Raw genomic sequence first — 24,022 nt, 5'->3', positions numbered from 1 at the left:
TCAGCCTTCCTGTTCGGGCCGGGTGCTGTGCGAGAAGCGGGCCACGGTGACGTCCCCGGAGACGACCGAGCCCTCCCAGCCGTAGACCTGTCCGAAGGATCCGGATCCGGTGTCCGCCGGGTGCCGCCTGGAGAAGGTGAGCGCGATCCGGTCGCCCGGCCGCACCGGGACGGCGTCCCGGACCGGCAGGTAGGCGTGCTTCCAGCTGTCCGAGGTCGTACGGGCCTGCGGATCCTCCGGCGCGACCTCGTCACCGGAGATGTCCAGGGCCACGGTGTCCGAGAGGGTGGCCACGAAGTAGCCCTTGAAGCCGGTGAACAGCCCCGCCCGCTGGACGGTGTACACGAGCGGAACCTCGTACGAGGTCTCCTGCGCGCCGTGCGTCCCCTCGAAGGCGTACCGGCGCAGGAGCCGCGGCGCCGAGAGCTGGCCGGCGACCGGGATGATCGCGTCGTAGTAGAGGTCGAAGGCGTCCCGCGCCCCGCGCCCCTTCAGCAGCTCCGCGAACTCCGCCGGGCTCCCGGCGTCCTGCGGCGAGCCGTCGCGCACCGCGCCGTGCGCCGCCTCCGCGGTGACCGGTACGAGATAGCTCTCCACGGCCACCGGGAGCATCGCGCCGCCCGGCCGCAGGAAACGGCTGCGGGCGTCGTCGAGGATCGCGACGCAGTTCTCGTTGTCGGCGAGGTTTCCCATGATCTCGGAGATGATCAGGTCCACCCGCTCGGGCAGCTCGATGTCGAAGGAGAACCCGCGCAGCGGATGGAAGCGGTCCCCGAACCCGGCCTCGGTGAGCCGCCGCGTCGCGGTCCGCAGGATGTTCTCGTTGAGGTCGATGCCGTAGACCCGGGCCGCTCCGGCCTCCAGCGCCCACTGGGCCAGGATGCCGGTACCGGTGCCCAGGTCGAGGACGGTGGCGCCGGGCCGCACGGCCTCGGTGACGGCCGTCTTGTACGCGGCCATGCGCAGCCGGTCGCCCAGCATGAGGTCGTGGAAGCCGTCGTCCCATTCGAGGAGCCGCTCGGAGGCCGGCAGCCAGACGTCCTGCGGCGCGTACAGCTGCCCGAGGACGCCCGCATGGTGCACCGTCAGCGGCTCCGCCGCCGCGCCGGACACCGGGCAGCCGGTCGCGAGGTCGAAGCCGGTGCCGTGCAGCGGGCAGGTGATGCGCAGGGTGCGCGGATTGACCTGCCCGTGCACGAGCCGGCCGAGCCGGTGCGTACAGGCGGCGTCGATCACGAACTCCCGGCCCGCGACGCGGACCCGCACCCGGTCGCCCGGCAGCTCTTCCAGTACGGCGTCGCTCATGCCAGCTCCCGCGCACGCGCGACGGCGGTGTCGAAGGCGCCCCCGATCAGCCCGGACAGCAGCTGCGCCCCGACCCAGAGCTTCGTCGCGTCGAGCCCGCGCGCCGCCTCGTACTCCTTGATCGCGGTCTGCATCTCCCGCATGTGGAAGGTGTCGATGTGCAGGTGCTCGGTGTAGTACCGGCCCTGCGCGATCCCGAGCCGGGCGCAGGCGCGGGCCTGCACGGTGAAGGCGTCGGGGATGCTCGCCTCCAGGTAGGCGAGGGCGCCGAGGAAGTACTCGACGTGCGCGGCGCGCTGGGTGAGCCAGTAGAAGACGTTGAGGAAGGCGTACGTCTCGTCGGAGGTGGTGTCGACGAAGCTCTCCAGCTCCTGGGGGAGCCCCAGTTCGGCGAGCAGGTCGAGGTAGAGCTTGGAGTGGGTCTGCTGGAGGTTGCCGCAGCCGAACTCGTCGATGAGCACCCGCATCACGGCCATCTGCGCGCGGAGGGGGAGCCGGGGTATCGCCGGGAAGAAGTTCTGCGCCTCGGTCAGTCCGTCGAGGGCGAACTCCCTGACGACGTGGGCGAACTGCTCCCGGGTGGCCTTCTCGGCGAGGAAGCTTCCGGCCGCGCTGCCCTCGCGTTCGAGGGCCAGCAGTCCGTCGAGGCGTGCCTTCCACTCCGCGCGGCCGGCGAGCGGCGGCGTGCGGTCGGTGAGGTCCTCGACCAGGGGCTCGATCCAGGCCGCCTCCAGATCCTCGATCAGGGCGAGGTCCGTGGAGTTGTGGAGGGAGCGGTTGAGGAGGAACAGCCGCTTGAGGGAGCTGTCGGTGGGCTTCGGTGTCACGTTGAGCACGGGACCTCCCGGTCGGTCTCGATCACGGCGCGCCGCAGCAGTTCGGTCTTCAGCGAGCGGTACCAGTCGTCCCGGTCCAGGCCGTACCGGGCGTAGGCGGCGTGCAGTTGTGCCGTCCGCTCCTCGCCGCGGTCGGTCAGCAGGGCCTTGCAGAGCTCCGGTTCGACGTTGCCCAGTGCGACGACCCAGCCGTCGACGGGTCCGGAGTCCAACAGGAGGTGTTCGAGCCCCTGGACCACGGGTACGCCCGGGCCGGCGGCGAGCAGTGTCCTGGTGAACTCGGGCTCCCCGGCGGAGTCCTTGACCCCGGCCACGCCCGGCAGCGCGCAGACGCGCAGCAGGGTGCCGAGTTCGAGGGCGTTCCCCGAGACGGCCGACTCGTGGTAGACGATCACGGGCAGCCCGGCTCCGGCCACGGCCTCGAAGTGGCGGTACATCTCCTCCTGCGTCACCTCCGCCCCGTACGGGGTGGTGACCACGACCGCGGCGGCGCCGAGTCCGCCCGCGCTGCGGGCGAGGGTGAGGGCCGCGTCCGTGGTGGGCCGCAGGATGCCGGCGAGGACCGGTAAGCCGTCGGCGTACCGGACGGCGGCGGTCAGCGTGTCCCGCCACTGCCGGTCGGACAGGGAGCCTCCCTCGCCGGTGCTCAGCGCGGGCAACAGCGCGTCCGCGTAAGGACGTACGGTCGCGATCAGGCGGGCCGTGCTCTTCTCGTCGATCTCTCCCGCCGCGTCGACCGGGGTGACGAGCGCGGTGGTCATTCCGGTGATCATCGGTCCTCCGTCACAGGGCTTCGGCCGGCACGCGCAGGGCGAGGGACTGCTGGTAGAGGCTTTCCAGCGGCTCGGGGAAGAGGGCCTCCGGCCCGTCGGCGCCGGCCACGGCGCGCAGCGCGAACCCGGTCGTGGCCGCGAGGCGCGGGCTGGCCGTGTGCAGCAGCCCCTTGCGGCCCCGGACCATGCCCAGGAGCAGTCGCTCGTGCACCGGAAGGGTCCGGGGCAGCTCCGCGCCGGTGGCGCGCAGGACGTCGGCCTCTTCGTAGCCGAGCCGCCGGATGTCCATGACGGTGTGCAGGTTGTCCATGAACGGGTAGTAGGCGTCCTGGAGTTCGCGGGAGAAGCCCCAGATGATGTCGTCGCAGCGGCCCACCTGCTCCAGGCTCATGACGATGCTGCCGTCGAGCCGCTCCACGAAGAAGGCCTTGCAGGCGCGGCGCACGTCCTCGTCCTCGCTGTTCATGCCGAGGAAGAGCGCGGCGTCGGCGTACTCGTCGACGTGCTCGCCGGGGGCGGTCGTGTCAGACGGCATGGCGGTCGAGCACCTCGCGCATCCGGGTCATGGCGTCGGAGAACACCTGCGGGTCTCGCGCGAGGGCGAAGCGGACGAAGGCCTCGCCGCGGTCGGGCTGGCTCCAGTAGAAGAAGCGGCCGGGCAGGACGTACACCTCGGCCTCGGCCAGCAGGCGCTGCAGTTCGGTGGCGGTCAGGTCCGGGTGGTTGATGCGCGCCCAGGCGACGCTCACTCCGGCGACGGGCTCCTGGTACTCCAGGATCGTGCCGTCGATCGCCTTGCGTATCGCCTCGCGGTTCTGCGTGAGGACCTCGCGGACGGAGGCGAGTTGGTCGCGGGTGGAGTCCTGGACGTACTGGGTCAGCATGTTGAGCACGAAGGGCGAGACGTTGAGCAGCACGCTGGTGTGCAGGTTGTAGACGTCCTCGCGGATGTCGTCGCTGGCCGTGATCATGGCCGCCTTGGCGTCCTGGACGGGCCAGGTCTTGCCCGTGTCCTCGATGGCCAGGTACGAGATGCCGGAGCTTTCGAGGAGCTCGTAGATGTCGAAGCGGGCGAGCTTCTCGTCGTAGAGCGTGAACGAGGCGAAGCAGAAGTCGATGACCAGCAGCTTGTTGTGGTCCTTGCAGAAGCGGACCACCTCTTCGAAGCCCTTGCGGCCGTGCTGGAGCAGCGTGAAGCCGGTGGGGTTGTTCGGGTCGACGAGGAACAGGGCGTCGGTGCGGACCAGGCGCTTGAGCTCGGAGTAGATCCGGTCCGGATCGTGGAGCGCCGACTCCTCGATCGGGTACATCGGCACGCCCATGTTGTTCAGGACGTCGTAGAGGTTGTCGAAACAGGGCTCGACCAGCGTGACCGACTTGCGCTGCTGCTTGAGGTACATGCCGGCGACCATCGTGGAGATCGAGGCGGCGTAGGAGAGCAGGGTCTTCTTCTTGGCCAGGGCGGTGTCCTGGCGGTGCAGGGTGAAGAAGGCCTCGATGAAGCGCTCCTCGGCCGTCGCCTGCAGCCCGCGCTCCGCCTCGTACCAGAGCTCGGGCAGCCGGGCGACGATCTCGCGCTGGCTGTCCGACTGCTGCTGGTGGGTGTGGGCGTCGGCGAGGTTGAACCGGGTGCGCAGCGCCTGGATCTCGTGCTGGGTCAGGTCCAGGAGCTGGTTGTCCGGGCTGGTCGGGCTGATGTGCGTGGTCATGCTTCCTCCGATCAGGAACGGGCGTACCTCGGGGGAGTGCGCGCAGTGCGGGTGCGTCACGGTCGCGGAACCCGATGACCCGATGACTCCGATGGAGCCGGTGACGAGGAGGTGCGGTCGCCCTCGACGTGTGTCACGGTGATCCCCCGTAACCGGACTGCGGTCCGGTTAGGATGACCCTGGCACATCGTGTTCTCGGGAGCAAGCAAACGAACGGCGAAGACCGGGGGAGGGGTTAGATGCCATTGCGGCCCGCTCCGGCACGGCTCGTGTCCGTGCTGAGTACACTCACGACCACCCACACCTGCGAGGTCACGATCGAAGGCACAGCATGAGCGCGGGGTCACCCGAAGTGCCCGAACTCATCCAGCGGCCGGCTCGCGAGCGGGCGGACGCGGCGCGCAACCGCAGCCGCATCCTCGTGGTCGCGGCGGAACTGTTCAGGGAACAAGGCGTCGACAACGTCTCGCTCGACGCCATCGCGGCGCGCGCGGGCGTCGGCAAGGGCACCCTGTACCGCCGGTTCGGCAGCAAGTCCGGGCTGGCCGTGGCCCTGCTCGACGCGCAGGAGAGCGAGCTGCAGGACAAGATGCTCAACGGGCCGCCGCCCCTGGGGCCCGGTGGTGATGCGCGCATGCGGATCGCCGCCTTCTTCGACACCTATCTTGATCTGCTCGACACGAACCTGGAACTGGTCAGGCTCTCGGAGACCACCGCGCCCGGCGTGCGCTACCAGATCGGCTCCTACTGCCTGTGGCAGCGCCACCTGTCCGAGCTGCTGGCCGAGGCGCGGCCGGAGCTGGACGCGCAGGGCACCTCGCACCTGCTGCTCGCCATGGTCGATGCGGACCTCCAACAGGCGCTGCGCAGCAGCGAATTCACTCCCGGCCGGATCCGGGGGGCGCTGGGCGAGATGGTGCGGCGGGTCCTGGAGGCCTGACCGGCGCGCGCCGCCGGCGGACGCGGTCCGTTCGCGGGCAGGGGTGGTCCCGGTACGGCGAGGGCCGTACCGGGACCGGCAGGGCGACGCGCAGGGCGTCAGACCTCCCTGACCGCCTCGATCTCCAGCGAGAGCTCGATCTCCTTGGAGACCAGGAACCCGCCGGTTTCCAGGGCCATGTTCCAGGTCAGGCCCCAGTCCTCGCGGTTGATCTTGCCGCGCGCCGAGAAGACCGTACGGTCGTTGCCCCACGGGTCCTTGGCGTGGCCCAGGTAGTCGACGTCGAGCTCGACGCGCCGGGTGAAGCCCTTGATCGTGAGGTCGCCGGCGAGCGTGCCGCTCGTACCGTTCCAGCTCACCGACGTCGAGGTGAACGTCGCCTGGGGGTGCTCCGCCACGTCGAAGAACTCGGCGGACCGCAGGTGGTCGTCCCGGGCGGTGTCCCCGCTGTTGACGCTGGCCATGTCGATCACCGCGGTGACCTTGCTGTCCTCCGGCCGCTCGCCGATGTAGACGGTGGCGTCGACGCCGGTGAACCGGCCGCGCACCTTCGTGAGCATGAAGTGCCGGCCGAGGAAGCCGACCTCGGCGTGCCCCGGGTCGACCTTCCAGTCGCCCACGGCGGGGAGTTCGACCCCGTCGACGGTGCGGGTCGGGGATGTCGCGCTACTGGTCATCGTCCGTTCCTCCTGCTCGTGTGTGGGCGCTGCGCTCAGACGCCGGACTCGGTCGGGAGGCCGCCCCCGATCCAGTCCTCCTTGCCGTCCTTGTACGTGAAGACCTTCGAGTAGCCGAGCTCCGCGAGCCGCTCGGCCGCGATCCCCGAGTTGGAGCAGGTCGTACCGGTGCAGTAGACGATGACCTCGGCGTCCTTGTCGGGCAACAGGCCGGGGGCCAGCGTGTCGACGTCGTCGACGGGGAGGAGCAGCGCGCCCGGCAGGTGCGCCTCCTTGTAGTACTGCTCGGGCAGGGCCTCGACGACCGCGGCCTTGCCACTGTCGAGCTTCTGCTTGACCTCGTCGCGGGAGAGGTTCTGAACCGCCATGTAGCCAGCCTCCGAAAATCAAGGATCAATAAGTGCGTACGCACGCACCTTAACAAGTATGTGCGGGCGCACGCAATGGGAGTAGGATCACGGTGTGACCGGACAGGATGATCGACTTGAGGCGTGGCGGGCGATGCTCCTCGCGCACAACACAGCCGTGCGCGCCATCGAGAACGATGTGCAGCGCGACGGCCGGATCCCTTTGACGTGGTACGACGTACTGCTCGAACTCAAGGCGGCCGGGAAGCACGGGCTACGCATGCAGGAAGTGGCCAACAGGGTGGTCCTCAGCCGGACCCGGGTCAGCCGCCTGATCGACGAGATGGTGCGCGCCGGCCTCGTGGACAAGCTGCCCGACCCCCACGACAAGCGGGCCTCCTGGGCCGTGATCACCCCGGCGGGGGCCGAGGCCCATCGGGCGACCGCCCCGGTCTACATGCGCAGCATCCAGAAGCACTTCTCCGCGCACCTCACCGATGAGGACGCCGCGGTGATCGCCCGTGCGCTGTTCAAGGTCGCCCAGCCCGACTCCGACCTCCCGCTGGGCTGACCTCCCGCCGGGGCTGACTTCCGGCCGGGCCGACGCGTCCGGGCAGGCGGGAGTCCGGGCAGGCCGGAGCGTCCACCTCGTGCACCGTGCGCGGAAAACCGTACGGGCGCATTCGGGCCGGGCCCGCCGCTCCGTGCGGCGGGCCCGGCCCGTTCCTCATGCGCAGGAGGCGCAGAGCCCCCGGTAGGTGACTTCGACCCCGGACACCGTGAAACCGAACCGCTCCTCGGCCGGAAGGCCGGCCAGCGGGTCGCCGGTGGGGTGCACGTCGCGGATCAGGCCGCAGCCGGAGCACACCAGGTGCTGGTGCGGATGGTGCGCGTTGGGGTCGTACCGTTTGGCCCGGCCGTCGGTGGTGACCTCCATGACCTCGCCGAGGGAGACCAGCTCGCCCAGGGCGTTGTAGACGGTGGCGCGGGAGATCTCGGGCAACCGCGCCACCGCGCGGGCGTGCACCTCGTCGGCCGTGAGGTGCACGTGGTCACCGTCGAGCACCTCGGCGACCACACGTCGCTGGGAGGTCATCCGCCAGCCGCGCTCGCGCAGCCGCTCCAGCAGGTCACTCATATTGGCTCACCGTTTTCGAGTTCGGCGGGGCAGGTCGGCGGGATGCCCCGGAAACGTACCGCCTACGGTCCGGGATCCGACTGGATACGGGCTTGGTGTCGTTCTTGACTTGGATTGCGTCCATCGTAGGATCGGTCGTGTTGATAGCCAAGGGACAGGAACGGTCCGGAGCAGCGCGAGACTGGACGCGAGCCCGTCCGCGACGGTGACCGCCCCGGCGTCAGGACGACCGTGAAACCGAGGCCCGCTGCCGGGCCCCGTGCCCCAAAAATGTTCCATCACATGCAGTTCCTGATCACCGTGACCCCCGGTCCGGTCCGGAAGGATTCCCATGTCTGAGAACCATGATGCAATCGTCACCGATGCGAAGGCGGAGGGCGGCGGTGGCTGCCCGGTCGCGCACGAGCGGGCCGCGCACCCGACCCAGGGCGGCGGAAACCGCCAGTGGTGGCCGGATCGCCTCAACCTGAAGATCCTCGCCAAGAACCCCGCCGTGGCCAACCCCCTCGGCGAGGAATTCGACTACGCCGCGGCGTTCAACACGCTCGACCTCCCGGCGGTCAAGCGGGACATCGCGGAGGTGCTGACCAGCTCGCAGGAGTGGTGGCCCGCCGACTTCGGCCACTACGGCCCGCTGATGATTCGCATGGCCTGGCACAGCGCGGGCACCTACCGGATCAGCGACGGCCGCGGCGGCGCCGGAGCCGGCCAGCAGCGGTTCGCCCCCCTCAACAGCTGGCCGGACAACGGCAACCTCGACAAGGCCCGCCGTCTGCTGTGGCCGGTCAAGAAGAAGTACGGCCAGAGCCTCTCCTGGGCCGACCTCATGATCCTCACGGGCAATGTCGCCCTGGAGTCGATGGGCTTCGAGACCTTCGGCTTCGGCGGCGGCCGGGCCGACGTCTGGGAGCCGGACGAGGACGTCTACTGGGGTCCCGAGACCACCTGGCTCGACGACGAGCGCTACACCGGCGACCGCGAGCTGGAGAACCCCCTCGGCGCCGTCCAGATGGGCCTCATCTACGTCAACCCGGAGGGCCCGAACGGAACCCCGGACCCGCTCGCCGCGGCGCGCGACATCCGCGAGACGTTCCACCGGATGGCGATGAACGACGAGGAGACCGTCGCCCTGATCGCGGGCGGCCACACCTTCGGCAAGACCCACGGCGCGGGCCCGGCGGAGAGCGTCGGCGACGATCCCGAGGCCGCCCCGCTCGAGGCCCAGGGCTTCGGCTGGGCCAGCACCTACCGCAGCGGCAAGGGCACCGACGCGATCACCAGCGGTCTCGAGGTCACCTGGACCAGCACCCCGACCCGGTGGGGCAACGAGTTCTTCAGGAACCTCTTCGAGTACGAGTACGAGCTCACCCAGAGCCCGGCCGGCGCGAACCAGTGGGTGGCGAAGAACGCCGAGGCGATCATCCCCGACGCGTACGACGCGTCGAAGAAGCACCTCCCGACCATGCTCACCACCGACCTGTCGCTGCGCTTCGACCCGGTCTACGAGCCGATCTCCCGGCGCTTCTACGAGAACCCGGACCAGTTCGCGGACGCCTTCGCCCGCGCCTGGTACAAGCTGACGCACCGCGACATGGGCCCGGTCGTCCGCTACCTCGGCCCCGAGGTCCCGTCCGAGGCCCTGCTGTGGCAGGACCCGCTCCCGGCGCGTTCCGGCGAGCCGGTCGGCGCCGTGGACATCGCCTCCCTCAAGGAGCAGATCCTCGGCTCGGGCCTCACCGTCTCCCAGCTGGTCTCGGCGGCCTGGGCCGCCGCCTCGTCCTTCCGCGGCAGCGACAAGCGCGGCGGCGCCAACGGCGGCCGCATCCGCCTGGAGCCGCAGCGCAACTGGGAGGTCAACAACCCGGACGACCTCGCGCAGGTGCTCCGCACGCTCGAGGGCATCCAGAGCTCCTTCAACTCCGGGGCCAAGCAGGTCTCGCTGGCCGACCTCGTCGTGCTCGCGGGCTCCGCGGCCGTGGAGAAGGCCGCCGCGGACGGCGGTGTCCGGGTCGAGGTTCCGTTCACGCCGGGCCGCGTGGACGCCACGGAGGAGCAGACGGACGTCGAGTCCTTCTCCGCGCTGGAGCCCTCCGCCGACGGGTTCCGCAACTACGTGGGCAAGGGCAACCGGCTCCCGGCCGAGTACCTGCTGCTCGACAAGGCCAACCTGCTCACCCTCAGCGCACCCGAGATGACCGTCCTCGTCGGCGGTCTGCGCGTGCTCGGGGCGAACCACCAGCAGTCGACGGCCGGTGTCCTCACCGACCGCCCGGGCACCCTGACCAACGACTTCTTCGTCAACCTGCTCGACCTGGGCACGACGTGGAAGGCGACCTCCGAGGACGCCCACGCCTTCGAGGGCCGCGACGACTCGGGCAAGGTCCGGTGGACCGGCAGCCGGGCCGACCTCGTCTTCGGCTCGAACTCCGAGCTGCGCGCGCTCGCGGAGGTCTACGCGAGCGACGACGCGAAGGAGAAGTTCGTCAAGGACTTCGTCGCCGCCTGGGACAAGGTCATGAACCTGGACCGGTTCGACCTCGTCTGATCCCGGCGTCCGCGGCCCCGGCACGTGCCGGGGCCGCGGGGCCGCGTTCACCCGGACGGCGGAGCAGCGGGGGCCGCGCGCGCCGTGCCGGGGCAGTCTGTGCGTAGGACCGCCACCACCGCACAGACGAGGACCGCGCCATGTCCCACAGCAGGCGTATCAGCATCATCGCGGGAACGGCAGCGCTGCTGCTGACGGCCACCGCCTGCTCGGGCCTGGGCCGGAGCACCGTCGGAATGCTCGAGTTCCGCGGTCACGACTCGCCGGTCGAGGTGAGCTACAGCAACACCTCGGTCAAGGGCTGCCACAAGATCGCCCTGCCGAAGGGGGCGACCCACGTGGAGAACAACACCCTCGTGGACGTCGTCCTGTACCAGACGGAGGACTGCCGCAAGCTCGACCGGGGCGACGGCACCTACGTGGCCACGACCCTCTCGAACGTCACGGCCCCCGAAGCCCTGCCCTGGCGCAGCTTCACCGTCATCCACTGACGCACGGCATGCTGGGGAGGTGTCCTCTCCTTCCACGCATCCTCAACAGCCCGAATCCGCCGACCTGATGGTCGTCTGCGGGGACGACGGGCTCGCCCACCGGCTGGCCGCGGAACTCCGCGACGTGTACGAGGAGCGCGTGACGCTGGTCGTGCCGGCCGCCCGCGAGGTGCGCCCCGGGGCGGGCGTCGGACAGGGCCGCACCCGCACCCGGGTCGGCGCCGGGCGGGCGCTGCTGGGACGGTTTCCGGCCGCGCGGATCCGTCCGGCCGCCGCGGACCGGGCCGGCGCGGGGGAGGTGCCCGTACCCGAACTGCGGGTGCTGGAGGCTCCCGCCCCCGACGAAGAGGCCCTCTCCGCCGCCGGGGTGGCCGGGGCGGCGGCGCTGGCGCTCGTCTACGAGGACGACGAGACGAACGTACGGGCCGCCCTGACGGCCCGGCGGCTGAACCCCAGGCTGCGGCTCGTCATCCGTCTCTACAACCGCAAACTCGGCCAGCACCTGGAGGAGTTGCTCGACCAGGCGGCGCTCGTCGCGGAACCCGGGCTCGACCGGCGGGGGCTCGACTCCGCCACGACCGTGCTCTCCGACGCCGATACGGCCGCCCCCGCACTCGTCGCCTCCGCCGTCGCCGGCACCAGCAAGGTGATCCAGGCCGACGGTCTGCTCCTGCGCGCGGTGGAACGCACGCCGCCCGGCCCCGGCGAGGTGGCCGACCCGGGCCTGTGCACCCTGGCCCTGCTCTCCGCCACCGCCGTGGACCCGGCCGGCGCCGACGGATCGGAGCTCGGCGGAGACCGGGGCCCGCAACTCCTGCCGGACGCCCGGTCCGTGGCGGCCGCGACCGGGCGCGGGATCGTCGCACTGGAAGCGGTCTCCCACGCCACGGCCGCACCGGAAGGGCGGCGGCTCAACCAGGTCTCCCTGCCGGTGGGTTCGCTGTTCTCCCGCAGGCTCCGCTGGTCGCTGGCCGGGATCACGGCCGCCGTGGGCGCCCTGGCCGTGGCCTCCTCGCTGGTCACGGGCGACACCCCGCTGCACGCCGTCTACCTGACCCTGCTCGACGTCTTCGCGATCAACGACCCCGCGCTCGACCAGCCCACCGAGCGGCAACTCCTGCAGATCCTGGCCGGCTTCGTCGGGCTGCTCCTGCTGCCCGTCCTGGTCGCGGCCGCGCTCGAAGCACTGGGCGCCTTCCGTACCGCCACGGCCCTGCGCAGGCCGCCGCGCGGGCTCTCCGGTCACGTCGTGCTGCTCGGCCTCGGCAAGGTCGGCGCCCGGGTGCTCGCGCGGCTGCGGGAGCTGGGGATCCCCGTGGTGTGCGTGGAGTCCGACCCCGGGGCCCGCGGGATCGCCCTCGCGCGCCGCCTGCACGTGCCCGTCGTGCTCGGCGACGTCACCGACGAAGGGGTCCTGGAGGCCGCCCGGATCCACCGCGCCGCCGCGCTGCTGGCGGTGACCAGCTCGGACACCACCAATCTGGAGGCCGCGCTCTACGCCCGCTCGGTGAAACCCGACGTACGGGTGGTGATGCGGCTGTACGACAACGAGTTCGCCACCGCCGTCTACCGCACCCTGCGCGAGGCCCACCCGGCGGCCCTGACCCGGAGCCGCAGCGTCTCCCACCTGGCCGCGCCCGCGTTCGCCGGGGCGATGATGGGCCGCCAGGTGCTCGGTGCGATCCCGGTGGAGCGCAGGGTGCTGGTGTTCGCGGTGCTGGAGGTGGCCGGCCATCCCCAGCTGGAGGGCCGCACCATCGCGGAATCGTTCCGGCCCGGCGCCTGGCGGGTCGTCGCCCTGGACACCGCAGCCCCGGCGAACCGCCGTCCCGGCCTCGCCACGGAGCCGGACTACGACCCGGCCAGGCGGCCCGCCCTGGTGTGGGACCTGCGCCCCGGCTACGTCCTGCGGCCCGAGGACCGCGTGGTCGTGGCCGCCACCCGGCGCGGCCTGGCGGAACTGCTCGGCCGCGGGCAGGCCCGTACGGCCGGGGCCGGGGCCGCGGGCACCGGACCGGGTCAGCCCGGCTGATCCGTCGGCGTCGGCAGCGGCGGGGGCAGCGGCGCGGCCTCGGAGCGGGGCAGGACGTGGTGCGTGCCGTGCCCGGCGGCGTCCACGTGCACCACGTGGCTGCCCACCCGCACGGTCTGCGTGCCCGCGGCGAGCCAGCAGCCGGTGGGGCCCTGGGCGCGGGGCAGCGGGGACCACACCTCCAGGAAGGTGCTGCCGTCGAGGTTGGTGCCCGTCTCGATCAGGGACTCGCCGTCGGGGCGCAGGACTCCGACGTCGTGGCCGGGGGTGCCGACGTGGTGGTGGAAGGTGATCTGCCGGCCGTCGTACGAGGTGGTTCCGGCGAACCCGCGGCTGTCCGCGTACAGACTGCCGGTCTGGAGCCACACGACGTGCTCGGTTTCCCGGAGCGGGCCGCCGTCCCGGCTGATGCCGGCTCGGAGCCAGGCGCCGCGGCGGGGCGCGTCCACGGCCGGGCCCTCAGGCGCGGTGGCCATGGCCGCCTGCGGGCTTCGTTCGTGCGGTGGTGCGGGTCTCCATGGCCACACGGTAACGGTGGACCGGCCGGTCCTGCTCAGGCTCAAGGAGTACTTCTCCCGGCAGGCCCAGCAGATGACCACCGGGCAGTTCCTGCGGATCTTCGGTCCGTACACGGCCCGCCTGGACGAGGACGTCCTGCCCCGGTTCGGCCCGGCCGCCATTGAGGCCGCCACCCGGCAGAGCGCCGAGAGCGCCGCCTTCTTGCCGCTGCACCTGGAGGAACAGCCTCAGTGACGACCGCCCATGCCTCTTCCCCGGCCCTTGCCGGGCGGCGCCCCTTCCACGGTCTGCCGGTCATCGAGACCGCCGGCCTGCGGCGCGAGCCCGGCAGCCCCCGCCCCGTCTTCGACCAGGATGTCTGGGACCTGACCGGCCTCGCCGACGCCCCGGTGGTGATGAGCGCACACCGCAAGATCCTGGACTTCACCGCCATCATCAACCCCCGCTGGCGGCAGGTCGCCCGCGAGTACCTGATGGCACGGCTGACCCCGCTGCATCCGGACGTGGCCGTCTTGCCGCAGGCGTTCCGCACCCCACTGAACCCCAACTCTCTCTGGTCCGAACTCAAGCACATGGCCCTGTGGTTCAACCACCTCACCGCGGTTGGCGTCACCTCGCTGTCGCAGGTCCGCCAGCATCACTGCGACGCCTATCTCGCGGCTGCCTCGCGCAGTGCCACCGACCCTGACCGGCTTCTGTCGCCCGCGACCACGGTGGCGATGGTCCGCATCCCGCAGTTCCTCGTCCTCTATGCAGAGATCCTCAGCGACTGCTACCAGCCGGGCTTCGCCCCGTGGCCGGGCCGCAGCGCGGACGAGGTCACGGGATATGTGCGCAGTGACGAGAACCGGGTGCCGCCGGTCCCGGACCTCCTGCTGCGGCCTCTGCTGGCGAACTGTCTGTACTTGCTGGAGACAATCGGCCCACAGCTGGTGGCCGAGGCGGCCGCGGCCCGCGCCGCCGACCAACATGAGGCCGCCTCGCGGCGGGGCCTGCTGGTCACTGAGGTCGATGGCCTGCGCGAGGTCATCGAGCGACGGCGAGAGACCGGGCTTCCAGCTGCACGGGCCGCTGAAGCGACCGTCACTCAGCGCTTGAAGCGTGAATGGGACCCGGGCGACCCGCTCCTGAACATGTCGTGGCATCCGCTCGTCGTTCAGGCGGCGGGGGCCATGGGGCACCGCAGGGACCTGGAGACTCTCCGTCCCGAGCTGGAACGGTGGGTGAGCGAGTGCGGCCTTGAGCAGCCCTGGTGCCGCGATGCGGCCCCGGTGTCCCGGCACGATGACGGCACACCGGTGCCCTGGGCCCTGCCGATGGCCCGGCACCAACTGGACGCCACGGTCCATGCCGTCACCTCGGCTGCCTACTTCCTCACCTCGGCGCTTTCCGGGATGCGTTCCTCGGAGCTGGCGGAACTGGCGAGCGGCTGCCACCGGCAGGAAGCACGGCCCCGCGGCGGCACCCGCTACCGCTTGGTCTCCCGTCGGATCAAGGGTGAGGCGTTCGGCGGGACCGAGGACGTGTGGGTGGTTACCGAAGACGTGCACCGAGCCATCGCCACCGCCGAAGCCCTCACCGGCGCCGCCCCGGGCGAGCGGTTGTTCACCAAGGCGTCCAACAACAGCAACAGCCGCTACACCGCCCTGCGCACATGGGTGAACGGCGAGTACGGACAGCGGCTCGGCCTGGAGCCCCTCCCCGGCGGCCCGGTCAACCCCCGAGCGCTGCAGCGCACGCTTGCGATGGCCATCGCCCAGCGCCCGCACGGCCTGATGGCCGTGAAACTGCACCTCAAGCACGTCAGCGTCGCCACGGCCGAGGGCTATGCCGCCCGCCCCGGCGGACACCAGGCCGCCTTCGCCGCCGAGGAAGAAGCCGAACACCTGCGGCTGACCGTCGCCGCCTACGAGGACTACCAGCGCGGCATCCTGCCCAGCGGCCAGGGCGCCCGCGACCTCATCACCGCCTTCAAGACCGTCGACCAGATCCTGGCACGGCACGACGCCGGGCCGGTCACCGTCATCGACGACCGGCGCGTCGAGCGTGTCCTCAAGGCGAAGGCGAAGACCCTGCACCTCGGTGTCGGTAACTACTTCTGGTTCTCCGATCCGGGGAAGGCTTTGTGCCTGAAGCTCGCCGGCACCCCGGACGCCGGTGAACCCCTCATGGGGATGTGTGACTCGGCGCGCTGCCCGCAGGCCACCCATCACTCCCAGCACCGGCAGATCTGGGCCGACCATGCCGAGAACACCCAGGCCGTCTTCTTGGGCAACCTCAGACTCTCCAAGCCTGAACGGGCACGAGCCCAGGCCGCGTTCGATCGCGCCACCCGCATCGTCGCCGAGATCGACACCGCCGGACACACTGAGGAGGAACCTGAGAGATGACGCAGGAACGCCAGAACGAAGCCGAGGCCAGGATCCGGGCAGCAATGCAACAGCTCCTTGCCGGACCCGTCCCAGACGGCCTGAAGTGCGACGTCAAGAGCCTGTGCACCCTCGCGGGAGTGCCACGAGCGACCCTCTACCGCGCCTACCCGCATCTGAAAGCCGAGTTCGATCGCCAGCGGACCGCTGCCCAGGTTGCCGGACATCGTCCCGACCCACGCCTCGCCCAGATCGACCGGCTTAAGGCCGAGGTCGCCAGCCTGCGCGAACGTCTTGCCAGGAGGAACACCGAAGTCGGTGATCTCCAAAACTTCCGAGCACAGGCGCTCTCCCGCCTCGCCGCCCAGCACGACGAGATCACCGCCTTGCGGCGGGAACTGGCGTCCACCACGGAGACCAGGGTCCGCGTGCTGCCAAGCAGATAGGACCTGTCAGCGTCCGGCGACGCAAATCGAATGCCGTCGAGCACCGAGCGTGTGGAGGATGGTCGCTGTGACTGAGAAATTGATCTGGGACGAGTGGGCTCAGCGGGTTTACCTGACCTGGCTGGCACGAGACATCCGATACGCGCAGGTCGCGCTCCTGGAGATCCGAACGCGGGCAGGGCAAACGCCGCCGGACCCGCTGGTCTGGATCCCGTTGGAGACCTTTCTGATGTTCAGCGCCAAGGTCTCGAAGATGCTCAAGCCCGTCGGCTTGGACAATGGCCGGCCGAAGAAGGCCGGACCCAAACAGGATGCGTACGACCGGCGCAAGTACCGCGGGGAATGCCTGCGCGCTCTACTGGGGGTGGACGACGCATCACCTCTCCTGGACCGGAAGGTCCGGGACGCCAGCGAACATTTCGACGAGCGCCTTGACGCGTGGACTGGCGAGCAGCCCCGCTTCACGGCCGAAGAAGTGGAAGCTGGTGGACTGCCGAACTTTCCACCACCGCCGATGCGGAGAGTTGACAGCGGCTGGGTCGTCGAGGTGGCCGGCGAGACACTCGACCTGGGGGTCATTGAGATCGAGCTGCGGCGGATTCTCGGCAAGACGACGGAGTTGGAGTCCCTCGCCGCTTTGGAGGACCCGGGCTTGGCGACTCTGCTGGCTGGCCTGCCGCCGTTCCCGACGGAGCTGCGGCTGGGCGCACCGACCCGCAGACCTGACAAGGATGTACGAACCGGGATCGATGTGCAGGCGGCCGCCGCACGCCAGGCCGAGTTCGACGAGGCTATCGCTCGGGCGATTGACGCCTTCGCGGCCCTGGACGAACAGAACAACGACGAGCCGATGACAGACGCCTCCGAGTCGGGATCGGAGTGAGACACAACCCGCTGCTGCGACGCTGACCATCCGAGGAGCAGCCCTCGAGCACGGGCGAGACGGTCTCGCATGGACACGTCTCATGCCGGGCTATCGGGCGTAGCCGATGCGGATGTCCGCGCTCGGCAGGTCCGGGTCAACGGCCGCGGGCACCGGAGCCCCGGGCCGCCACGGCTGACCCGGTCCGCGGTCGGCCGTCGTCTGCACCCGCAGTTCCTTCGCGAGCTTCGGCACCTTCGTGAAGCGGCCCGTGTGGTAGGCGGAGGCGACCGCGCCGGACCGTGAGCGGCACGGCGATCCGGGAGCCGCCTTGCACTTGGGGCACGGATGGCGTTCGACGAGATCGGCTTCTGACCCGGCGGGCGGGGAAGGCTCTTGAGGGTCCGTCAGGACCCTGGATTTTCGCACAACGCAAGTCGCAGAACCCCACTCCTGCCACTTTTGAGTGAGAACGGCTTCTGCGACACAATCCGGGATTCGGTGGTCTCCGAGTACCTCTATTCGATCTTGCTCGGGCAAAGGACCGTCTGTGAGAGTCGCTCGTCGTTGTTTGGGCAGATCCGTGCGGATCTGCCTCAAGTCGGCCGCCTCTCGCGCTCGCCGATGTCGGCGGCCTGCGGCCGCAGGCCGTCCATGAGCAGGTCGAGCAAGCGTGTGGCCTGCCCGCGCTGGTCGGCGTCTCCGGCGATCAGTGAGATCCCTCCGAGCGCCATCATCACGTCGAGAGGGTTGGCGTCTGCCCGGATCGTGCCGTCTGCGGCTCCCGCTTCCACGAGGGTCGCGAGCGCGCCGGTGATGAGGGCCCGGGTGTGCAGCCGCTGGCCTTCGTCGCTCTCGAGGGCGGCTTTGAGTGCGCGCGCCATTCCTTGCTTGACGGTGAGGAAATCGAGGAAGCTCTCCATCCACGCGCGCAGCGCCCGCGCTGGCGGTTGTGCGGCCAGCAGCGGTCCGACGGCGGCGCTGATCTGGTCCACCTCGCTCCGGTACACCTCCCACACGAGATGCTCGCGGGTCGGGAATCGGCGATAGAGCGTGCCGATGCCGACGCCGGCGTCCTTGGCGATCGACCGCAGCGAGGCGTCGACACCGTCGCGGGCGAAGGCGCGCACAGCCGCTTCGAGCACGCGGTCCTGGTTCAGGCGCGCATCGGCACGCAGGTTCTTCCCGGTCTCGTCGGCCATGCGAGTCTCCTTCCATTTGCAAGCGGAGCACCGTCCGCTTACTCTCGACATTAAGCGGACCATGCTCCGCTTAACCATCGTAGCGAAACGAGGACGTGCACCATGGAGGAGACCCGCGAGCGCACACTCCAGGGGACAGTGGCGCTTGTCACCGGCGCGAGCAGCGGCATCGGCGAGGCGACGGCGCGCGCCCTGGCCGCCCAGGGCGCCGCGGTGGCCGTGCTGGCCCGTCGCGTGGACCGGCTCACCGAACTGGCCGAGCACCTGCGCGCTGACGGTGCGACGGCGCTCGTGCTGGACGCCGACATCACCGACCCGGAACAGGCCCGGGCCGCGGTCGAGCGCACGGTGGCCGAGCTCGGCCGCCTCGACATCCTGGTCAACAACGCCGGGACCATGTACACCGGCCCGGTCGCCGACGCTCCCGACGTCGAGTGGGAGCGCATGCTCGCGGTCAACGTCGAAGGCTTGCTGCACATGACTCGGGCTGCACTGCCACATCTCATCGACGCCGCGCAGGACGGCCCACGCGGGGTCGCCGACCTGGTCACCGTCAGCTCCACTGCGGGCCGGGTGGCCCGACCGGGGACGGCCGTCTACAGCCTGACCAAATTCGGCGTCACCGCGTTCTCCGAGTCCCTGCGCCAGGAGCTCCAGCCCCGGCGTGTCCGCGTCGGCGTCGTCGAACCCGGCACCGTCGACACCGAACTGGCCTCGCACCAGCGTGAAGGCGTCCGCGATAGCGTCGCGAAGATGATCGAGGGCATGGAGATGCTCCGGCCCCAGGACATCGCCGACGCCATCGCGTACATGGTCACCCGCGACCGTCGAGTCGCAGTCAACGAAATGCTGGTACGCGCCGCCGAGCAGAGCTGGTGAGAATCATGACTGAGCAGAACATTGAGCAAAGCGCCGAGCAAGCGTCCGTGGACAGCCCCGCGGCCGGCGCATTCCTGCCGGGCCTGGTGTCCGACCGGGACCATGCACAGTTGTCCCGGCTGGTCACCGAGAGCGCTTGGCGCGTCGACCTCGGCGAGGCCAAGACGCTGCACGAACTGTTCACCGCCGACGGCGAGCTGGTGGTGGGCCAGCCCTTCAAGGGCCGCGACGAGATCCGCCTCTGGGGCGAGAACCTCGACATGACGAACCCGTACCCCGGCATCCGGCACCTGGTATCGAATATGCGCTTTGTCGCCACTGGCACCGATGCCGAGGGCCGCGACACCGCTGAGGGCACGACCGTTCTCACGGTCTTCCTCCAGGACGCCAACGGCCGCACGACCAGCACGCCATGGGTGGTCGGCGAGGACCACGACTGCTTCGTCCGAACCGACGTCGGCTGGCGCTTCACCAGCCGCTCCTGGGTACAGCTGTTCGGCCGCGACTGACGTCGGCGGAATCTACGCTGAGCTGTACAGCCTCTCCCAGGGCCGGTGAGCGATCCGGCTAGGGTGATGGAACCGTCGGCCCGGGTGCCGCCCTCCCCCCCGTGGGGCGGCGCCGGGGCCGATCTGGCCTCCGAGGGTGCCCACTCGTCCTCGTCGTCGTCGAGTTCGGGAGCGTCGGGGTCGCGCAGCGGGCGCAGGCCCTGGGGTGGGGTGGAGGGGGTGAAGCTGTAGCGGCCCAGGACGTTGAGGTTCTTGAACTTCAACGGGGAGAGGCGGGCGACATCATCATCGCTGATCTCATGGCCCTTGGCGCGCAGCTGGGCGACCGCGGCGTCGATGTACTTCGTGGTCCGGAGCACGACGGCGTTCAATACCAGTCCCAGCGACCCTAGTTGGTCTTCCATGCCGTCCCGGTATGCCTGGTGGATGGTGCCGTGCTTGCCGTGGCAGATGTCCCGGGCGAGGGTGTGGCGGGACTCCTGGACGGACAGCTGCTTGCCCATCTGCCGCCGGTAGGTGTCACCGACCGGGTCGACGACCTGGAGCAGGTGCAGGGTCTTGGCGATCCGCCCGTACTCGGCGAACGCCTGCCCCAGCGTCGTGGGCCGTCCATGGTTGCCGAACATCCGCAGCAGGTCGTAGGCCCGCACCTGATTGGTGACCAGGGAGCCGGTCACCTTCAGCATCTCCTCCCACTCTGCGGTCACCTTCTTCAGGTTCACCTTGTTGTCGCGGGCAAGATCGCCCAGCGGCCCGTAGGCGCCGGTCTCGATCCCGTCCATCTCCGCCCGCCAGAACCGTTGGTCGTCCAGGTCCTTGAACCGCGGAGAGAAGTTGTAGCCCAGGATCTTGAACAGGCCGAACACCATGTCGCTGTAGGAGGCGTTGTCGGTGGCGACCATCTCCGGCTTCACCCCGCCGTCAAGGTTCAGCAGGGCGTCCAGGGTGTGCAGCGAGTCCCGCGGCGTGCCCGGGACGACCATCTGCCCGATGCCGAAGACCTGGTCGTTGACGGCGTTCAGCCAGGTGATGCCGCGTTTGAAGCCGAAGTACTTCGGGTTCGGGGCGGTGCTGATGGAGCGGACCGGGACGACGAAGCGCAGACCGTCGACGGAGGCGAGCAGCCCGTTGCCCCAGAACTTCACGATCGGCACCTTCGCCTGAGCCTCGATCAGGGCGGCGTTGGCCGCGGCGATGGTGTCCGCGCGCAGATAGTACTGGTCGACGTGGACGAGGCGGGAGCGGGTCAGCGCCTCGTGACCGGGGTTGGTCACCGGGGTCATGCCGATGTTGCACGCCTCGCTCACCAGGAGCGCGACGACCGAGGTGGTGAGGTCCTTCATGCGCGTCTTGCCGTCGCCCAGGTGCACGAAGGCATCCAGAAACCCGGTCCAGGAGTGCACCTCGAACAGCAGCTCCGCCAGATGCTCCTCGACGGGCGCCTCTAGGCTCAGGCCCGCCAGTACCTCCTCGCGCACCGCCAACCACGGCTTGCCGTCCAGCAGCCGGGCCCGCGGGTTGGAGAAGCGGTGCGAGGGGGAAGCGAAGATGGCGCGGCTGACCAGCGCCCGGTACAGCTGCTCCAGCACGCACACCACATACGCGTCGCGGTCCACCGCGCCCTGCGGCAGGTCCTTGTTCGCGTACACCGCCTTGCGCCAGTACGGCGGCACGACCTTGTCGTCGCCCTCCCGCTTCAGCAGCGGCTTCTTCGTCACCTGGCGCCGGCTGAGCGCGGGCAGGCCCTTGACCGCGGCCAGGACCCGCTCCCCGGCCGGGGCCGCGCCGAGCATCTTGGTGTCGCCGAGCAGCGACAGGAACGGGCGCACCGTGTCGTAGCGGTTCGCGAGGGCCTCGCGGATCGCGATCTCGGCGGAGTCGTCGTCCTCCGGGACCAGGCTCGCCACCGTGGTGGCCGCGCTCCACAGCTGAGCCCTCGGCGCGACCTCCTCCAGGGCCTTCCACATCGCGGCCGCATCCACCGCCTTGCCGCTCTCCTCGAGGTGCTCCAGCTCCTCCATGAACACCTTCGAGATGCGGGCCGTGATGCGCGACGCCCTCTCCAGCTGCGGCAGCGTGGAGAGGCGATCCTTGTTCGTGAGCCGCTTCGCGGTGCTGAGCAGCTTGGTCGACATCAGCACCGTGAACAGCTCCAGCGCATCGTCTATCGCCTTGGCCTCCAGGTGGCGCATCACCGCGGTCAGCATCGCGGTCCGCTTCGGCTCGCTCGCCCGCTCCAGGCTCGTCGCCTTCGACCCCAGGCCGTACCGGGCCAGCGCGGCAAGCCGGTTCGGCGGGAGCTTGTCCAGCTTCACCCTCCCCAGCCGGTACACGGCGATCTCGTCCACCCGCTCCAGCGCCCGTTTCATCGCCGTACCGGTGGTCTTCGTCGGCGGCCGGCGGAAGGTCTCCAGGTACGAGTAGCGCCTGCCCTCCGGCGTCTGAAGCAGCGCCACCAGGTCGGCGGGCAGCGACCGGTCCGCCCGCCAGGCCGCCCTGGCGACCGTGGTGTGAGGCGCTTGTCCGCGATTCCGCGGACCTCGGACACCTGCCGCGCCAACACGGAAACACCAGGTAGCAGCACCCGGTGCTTACGCAGCCAGCCCACCGCATAGTCGAAGAGAGCCTTCGGCCCCTCCGAATGCGCGGTCCACGCCCGCCCGTGCAGGAACGTCCGGAACTTCCGCCCCCACTCCGGGTCGTCGTACTCGTGGTACTCGTAGGCGTCCCGGATCTCCCACGCGTGCTCGTACGCCGTCGGCTTGCGCTCGGTGGACGCCTTGACGCACGAGACGTCCTCGATGCCGAGCTGCTCGGCGATGTGCTCAATCACCACCCACGGCACATCGAGTGGACCATCCGGCAGGCACCGGCCGATGAAGCGCACCGTGCACATCTGCAGCGCGAACCCGAGCCGGTTGTGGTCCCCGCGCCGCTTCGCGATCAGCTTGCGGTCCTCGTCGTCGAGGTGGAAAAACCGCTCCAGCTCCAGCCGAGTCGGCTCCTCGTTGAACTTCCCGTACGACGCGGCCTGCTCGTCGGATAAGAACTCCACTGGCATGCGTGGGAGCCAACCACCCGGCCACGACAGAGCGTGGATCTTTGGCCGAAGGTCCCCGTGGAACGGATCGCTTGTGCTAGGCGATCACGACGCGTCGACCATGATCAAATGCTTAGCGTTAACGGCTGTACCGATGTTCCCCAAGCCCGTCGCCAGCGCGACGAGCCTGCGCACGGGCCGCACCGTCGTCGATACGGACCGGCCCGTCGACCCGGCCGCCGTCATCGCGGCGATCGCCACCGCGGGCTACCGGGCGGAACGCACGCGGTAGCCCGAACGGGTGCCGGGTGCCGGGTGCCGGGTGCCGGATGCCGAGTTCCGGGCTCCCGGTCTCAGCCGGCCTCGGCCGCGAGCGCGTCGAGCAGTTCGCGTTCGCGTCCGGGGCCGAGCCCCGCGCGCCTGGTCCGGTCCAGGCCCCGGGCACGCTCCCAGCGCAAGGTGTCGGCGAGCAGTTCGGCCCGGGGGCGGTGGCGCAGGCCCGCCGCGCGCGCCGCCGCCCCGCTCCGCGCCGCCCAGCCCTCCCAGCCCTTCTCGACGACCCACATCGGCAGCGAACCGGGGCCCATGTACTCGGCCACGCCCTGGGCGAGCAGCCACTCGGAGCCGGCGGGGACCGTCGGACCGGTGTGCCCTCCGGCGGCGCGGGACAGTGCGATCCACTCCGCGAACGGAACCACCGGGCCGACCGCGTCGTAGGTGCCGGTGGTTCCGTTCGCCGCGCAGTCGAGGAGCCAGCCGGCGAGGTCCCGTACGTCGACGGCCTGGGTGGCGAGGTCCGGTTCGTCCGGGACCAGCATCGGCCCCACCGGATCGGCCGCGGCGCGGGCCGCCCAGTAACCGGAGCGGTCGCTGTGATCGCCCGGGCCGCCGATCAGGCCGGCGCGGGCGATCAGGAGCCGGTCGCCGACGGCGGCCGCGGAGGCCTGCTCGCAGGCGACCTTGGCCTCGCCGTACACCGAGCGGTCGGCCTCGCTCGCCTCGGCCGGGGCCAGCAGGGCCGCGGACTCGTCGGCGTCCGGGGCCGCGTGGGAGGCGTAGGCACTGATGGAGGAGACGTAGGTCCAGTGCCCGGCCCGGTCCGCGAGCGCGGCCAGCGCCCCGCGTACGAACCCCGGCTGCCAGGACACCTCGACGACCGCGTCCCACGCGCGGTCCAGGAGGGGTTCGTACGCCGAAGGGCTCTGCCGGTCGGCCACCACGAGCCCGGCCCCGTCCGCGACCGCGCCGCTCTCGCCGCGCGCCAGGCAGGTCACCCGGTGACCCCGTTCGATCGCTTGCCGGGACAACTCGCGTCCCAGCCATGCCGTTCCACCCAGAATGAGGATCTCCATCGCTCCAGCCAAGCACTGCGCGCGCCGGATTCCGAGACCGTTCACCGACAG

The 24,022-nt window shown here is 70.4% G+C and carries 24 protein-coding genes and 1 pseudogene; 12 read left to right on the top strand and 13 right to left on the bottom strand.

Features of this window, described 5'->3' with window-relative positions:
• Genes OG898_RS31900 through OG898_RS31880 form a run of 5 tightly spaced genes read right to left on the bottom strand, consistent with a single transcriptional unit; the run spans window position 1 to window position 4,623 of the window.
• The gene (locus OG898_RS31900; RefSeq protein WP_266961659.1) at window positions 1-1,305 is read right to left on the bottom strand and encodes a methyltransferase domain-containing protein; all 1,305 of its coding nucleotides are present in this window, start codon (window positions 1,303-1,305) and stop codon (window positions 1-3) included.
• Window positions 1,302-2,141 carry an iron-containing redox enzyme family protein gene (locus tag OG898_RS31895; protein ID WP_250738307.1) on the bottom strand — a complete coding sequence of 280 codons (840 nt, stop codon included), beginning with the start codon at window positions 2,139-2,141 and terminating at the stop codon, window positions 1,302-1,304. Before OG898_RS31895 ends, OG898_RS31900 begins: the two co-directional genes overlap by 4 nt.
• Entirely contained in the window at window positions 2,129-2,914 is a 786-nt protein-coding gene (locus OG898_RS31890) for a dihydrodipicolinate synthase family protein (RefSeq protein WP_266961657.1), read from the bottom strand. Before OG898_RS31890 ends, OG898_RS31895 begins: the two co-directional genes overlap by 13 nt.
• Window positions 2,915-2,924: 10 nt before the next feature.
• Window positions 2,925-3,449, bottom strand: a complete 525-nt coding sequence (locus OG898_RS31885) for a DUF6190 family protein (protein WP_266961655.1) — start codon at window positions 3,447-3,449, stop codon at window positions 2,925-2,927.
• Window positions 3,439-4,623: a pyridoxal phosphate-dependent aminotransferase gene (locus OG898_RS31880; protein ID WP_250738301.1), complete on the bottom strand. Its 1,185-nt coding sequence runs from the start codon at window positions 4,621-4,623 to the stop codon at window positions 3,439-3,441. The genes OG898_RS31885 and OG898_RS31880 overlap by 11 nt, the downstream gene beginning before the upstream one ends.
• 331 nt (window positions 4,624-4,954) lie before the next feature.
• On the opposite strand from OG898_RS31880, the gene OG898_RS31875 reads away from it, so the two are divergent.
• Window positions 4,955-5,563 (top strand): TetR/AcrR family transcriptional regulator, encoded by a 609-nt coding sequence (locus OG898_RS31875; protein ID WP_250738300.1) that lies wholly within the window; start codon window positions 4,955-4,957, stop codon window positions 5,561-5,563.
• 98 nt (window positions 5,564-5,661) lie between these two features.
• Here the strand turns inward: OG898_RS31875 and OG898_RS31870 are convergent, their stop codons facing one another.
• Both OG898_RS31870 and OG898_RS31865 read right to left on the bottom strand, forming a co-directional pair.
• Window positions 5,662-6,240 (bottom strand): YceI family protein, encoded by a 579-nt coding sequence (locus tag OG898_RS31870; RefSeq protein ID WP_250738298.1) that lies wholly within the window; start codon window positions 6,238-6,240, stop codon window positions 5,662-5,664.
• Window positions 6,241-6,275: 35 nt separating this feature from the next.
• Window positions 6,276-6,608: a rhodanese-like domain-containing protein gene (locus OG898_RS31865; RefSeq protein WP_250738296.1), complete on the bottom strand. Its 333-nt coding sequence runs from the start codon at window positions 6,606-6,608 to the stop codon at window positions 6,276-6,278.
• A 94-nt stretch (window positions 6,609-6,702) separates the two neighbouring features.
• Here OG898_RS31865 and OG898_RS31860 point away from each other — a divergent pair, with 94 nt between their 5' ends.
• Window positions 6,703-7,158, top strand: a complete 456-nt coding sequence (locus OG898_RS31860; RefSeq protein ID WP_250738294.1) for a MarR family winged helix-turn-helix transcriptional regulator — start codon at window positions 6,703-6,705, stop codon at window positions 7,156-7,158.
• Window positions 7,159-7,314: 156 nt separating this feature from the next.
• On the opposite strand, the gene OG898_RS31855 is transcribed toward OG898_RS31860, so the two are convergent.
• The gene (locus OG898_RS31855) at window positions 7,315-7,725 is read right to left on the bottom strand and encodes a Fur family transcriptional regulator (protein WP_250738278.1); all 411 of its coding nucleotides are present in this window, start codon (window positions 7,723-7,725) and stop codon (window positions 7,315-7,317) included.
• 331 nt (window positions 7,726-8,056) lie between these two features.
• Here OG898_RS31855 and katG point away from each other — a divergent pair, with 331 nt between their 5' ends.
• The 3 genes from katG (at window position 8,057) to OG898_RS31840 (ending at window position 12,793) form a co-directional block, all read left to right on the top strand.
• Window positions 8,057-10,270, top strand: a complete 2,214-nt coding sequence (gene katG / locus OG898_RS31850; protein ID WP_266961649.1) for a catalase/peroxidase HPI — start codon at window positions 8,057-8,059, stop codon at window positions 10,268-10,270.
• A gap of 140 nt (window positions 10,271-10,410) precedes the next feature.
• Window positions 10,411-10,761 carry a hypothetical protein gene (locus OG898_RS31845; protein ID WP_250738273.1) on the top strand — a complete coding sequence of 117 codons (351 nt, stop codon included), beginning with the start codon at window positions 10,411-10,413 and terminating at the stop codon, window positions 10,759-10,761.
• A gap of 67 nt (window positions 10,762-10,828) precedes the next feature.
• Window positions 10,829-12,793 carry a TrkA family potassium uptake protein gene (locus OG898_RS31840; RefSeq protein ID WP_250738493.1) on the top strand — a complete coding sequence of 655 codons (1,965 nt, stop codon included), beginning with the start codon at window positions 10,829-10,831 and terminating at the stop codon, window positions 12,791-12,793.
• On the opposite strand, the gene OG898_RS31835 is transcribed toward OG898_RS31840, so the two are convergent.
• Window positions 12,781-13,269 (bottom strand): hypothetical protein, encoded by a 489-nt coding sequence (locus tag OG898_RS31835; RefSeq protein WP_266961646.1) that lies wholly within the window; start codon window positions 13,267-13,269, stop codon window positions 12,781-12,783. The genes OG898_RS31840 and OG898_RS31835 overlap by 13 nt on opposite strands.
• A 58-nt stretch (window positions 13,270-13,327) precedes the next feature.
• Here OG898_RS31835 and OG898_RS31830 point away from each other — a divergent pair, with 58 nt between their 5' ends.
• From OG898_RS31830 to OG898_RS31815, 4 genes are all read left to right on the top strand, one after another.
• Window positions 13,328-13,546 carry a hypothetical protein gene (locus OG898_RS31830; protein WP_266961644.1) on the top strand — a complete coding sequence of 73 codons (219 nt, stop codon included), beginning with the start codon at window positions 13,328-13,330 and terminating at the stop codon, window positions 13,544-13,546.
• Window positions 13,543-15,702: an integrase gene (locus OG898_RS31825; RefSeq protein WP_266961642.1), complete on the top strand. Its 2,160-nt coding sequence runs from the start codon at window positions 13,543-13,545 to the stop codon at window positions 15,700-15,702. Before OG898_RS31830 ends, OG898_RS31825 begins: the two co-directional genes overlap by 4 nt.
• Entirely contained in the window at window positions 15,699-16,127 is a 429-nt protein-coding gene (locus OG898_RS31820) for a hypothetical protein (protein WP_266961640.1), read from the top strand. Before OG898_RS31825 ends, OG898_RS31820 begins: the two co-directional genes overlap by 4 nt.
• A 67-nt stretch (window positions 16,128-16,194) precedes the next feature.
• Entirely contained in the window at window positions 16,195-17,010 is an 816-nt protein-coding gene (locus OG898_RS31815) for a hypothetical protein (RefSeq protein WP_266961638.1), read from the top strand.
• Window positions 17,011-17,100: 90 nt separating this feature from the next.
• Here OG898_RS31815 and OG898_RS31810 read toward each other — a convergent pair whose 3' ends face one another.
• Together OG898_RS31810 and OG898_RS31805 are read right to left on the bottom strand one after the other, a co-directional pair.
• Window positions 17,101-17,244: a hypothetical protein gene (locus tag OG898_RS31810; RefSeq protein ID WP_266961636.1), complete on the bottom strand. Its 144-nt coding sequence runs from the start codon at window positions 17,242-17,244 to the stop codon at window positions 17,101-17,103.
• Between the two features lie 341 nt (window positions 17,245-17,585).
• Window positions 17,586-18,191, bottom strand: a complete 606-nt coding sequence (locus tag OG898_RS31805) for a TetR/AcrR family transcriptional regulator (RefSeq protein WP_250738258.1) — start codon at window positions 18,189-18,191, stop codon at window positions 17,586-17,588.
• 102 nt (window positions 18,192-18,293) lie between these two features.
• Between OG898_RS31805 and OG898_RS31800 the strand changes: the two genes are divergently transcribed.
• Window positions 18,294-19,070, top strand: coding sequence for an SDR family NAD(P)-dependent oxidoreductase (locus OG898_RS31800; protein ID WP_266961634.1), 777 nt, complete (start codon window positions 18,294-18,296; stop codon window positions 19,068-19,070).
• 5 nt (window positions 19,071-19,075) lie between these two features.
• The gene (locus OG898_RS36425) at window positions 19,076-19,579 is read left to right on the top strand and encodes a nuclear transport factor 2 family protein (RefSeq protein WP_353963685.1); all 504 of its coding nucleotides are present in this window, start codon (window positions 19,076-19,078) and stop codon (window positions 19,577-19,579) included.
• 158 nt (window positions 19,580-19,737) lie between these two features.
• Here the strand turns inward: OG898_RS36425 and OG898_RS31795 are convergent.
• A pseudogene (locus tag OG898_RS31795) lies at window positions 19,738-22,640 on the bottom strand (Tn3 family transposase); the annotation flags it as partial.
• Window positions 22,641-22,773: 133 nt separating this feature from the next.
• Here OG898_RS31795 and OG898_RS31790 point away from each other — a divergent pair.
• Complete coding sequence (locus OG898_RS31790) at window positions 22,774-22,911, top strand: hypothetical protein (RefSeq protein ID WP_266961632.1); 138 nt, start codon at window positions 22,774-22,776, stop codon at window positions 22,909-22,911.
• 61 nt (window positions 22,912-22,972) lie between these two features.
• Here OG898_RS31790 and OG898_RS31785 read toward each other — a convergent pair whose 3' ends face one another.
• Window positions 22,973-23,971, bottom strand: a complete 999-nt coding sequence (locus OG898_RS31785; protein WP_266961630.1) for an oxidoreductase — start codon at window positions 23,969-23,971, stop codon at window positions 22,973-22,975.
• Window positions 23,972-24,022 lie beyond the last annotated feature (51 nt).

Origin of the sequence: Streptomyces sp. NBC_00193 (assembly GCF_026342735.1) — a bacterium.
In the GTDB taxonomy this organism is placed as follows: domain Bacteria; phylum Actinomycetota; class Actinomycetes; order Streptomycetales; family Streptomycetaceae; genus Streptomyces; species Streptomyces stoeckheimensis.
Note: the sequence above shows the minus strand (reverse complement) of the source record. Positions and strands in the feature narration are given on the sequence as shown.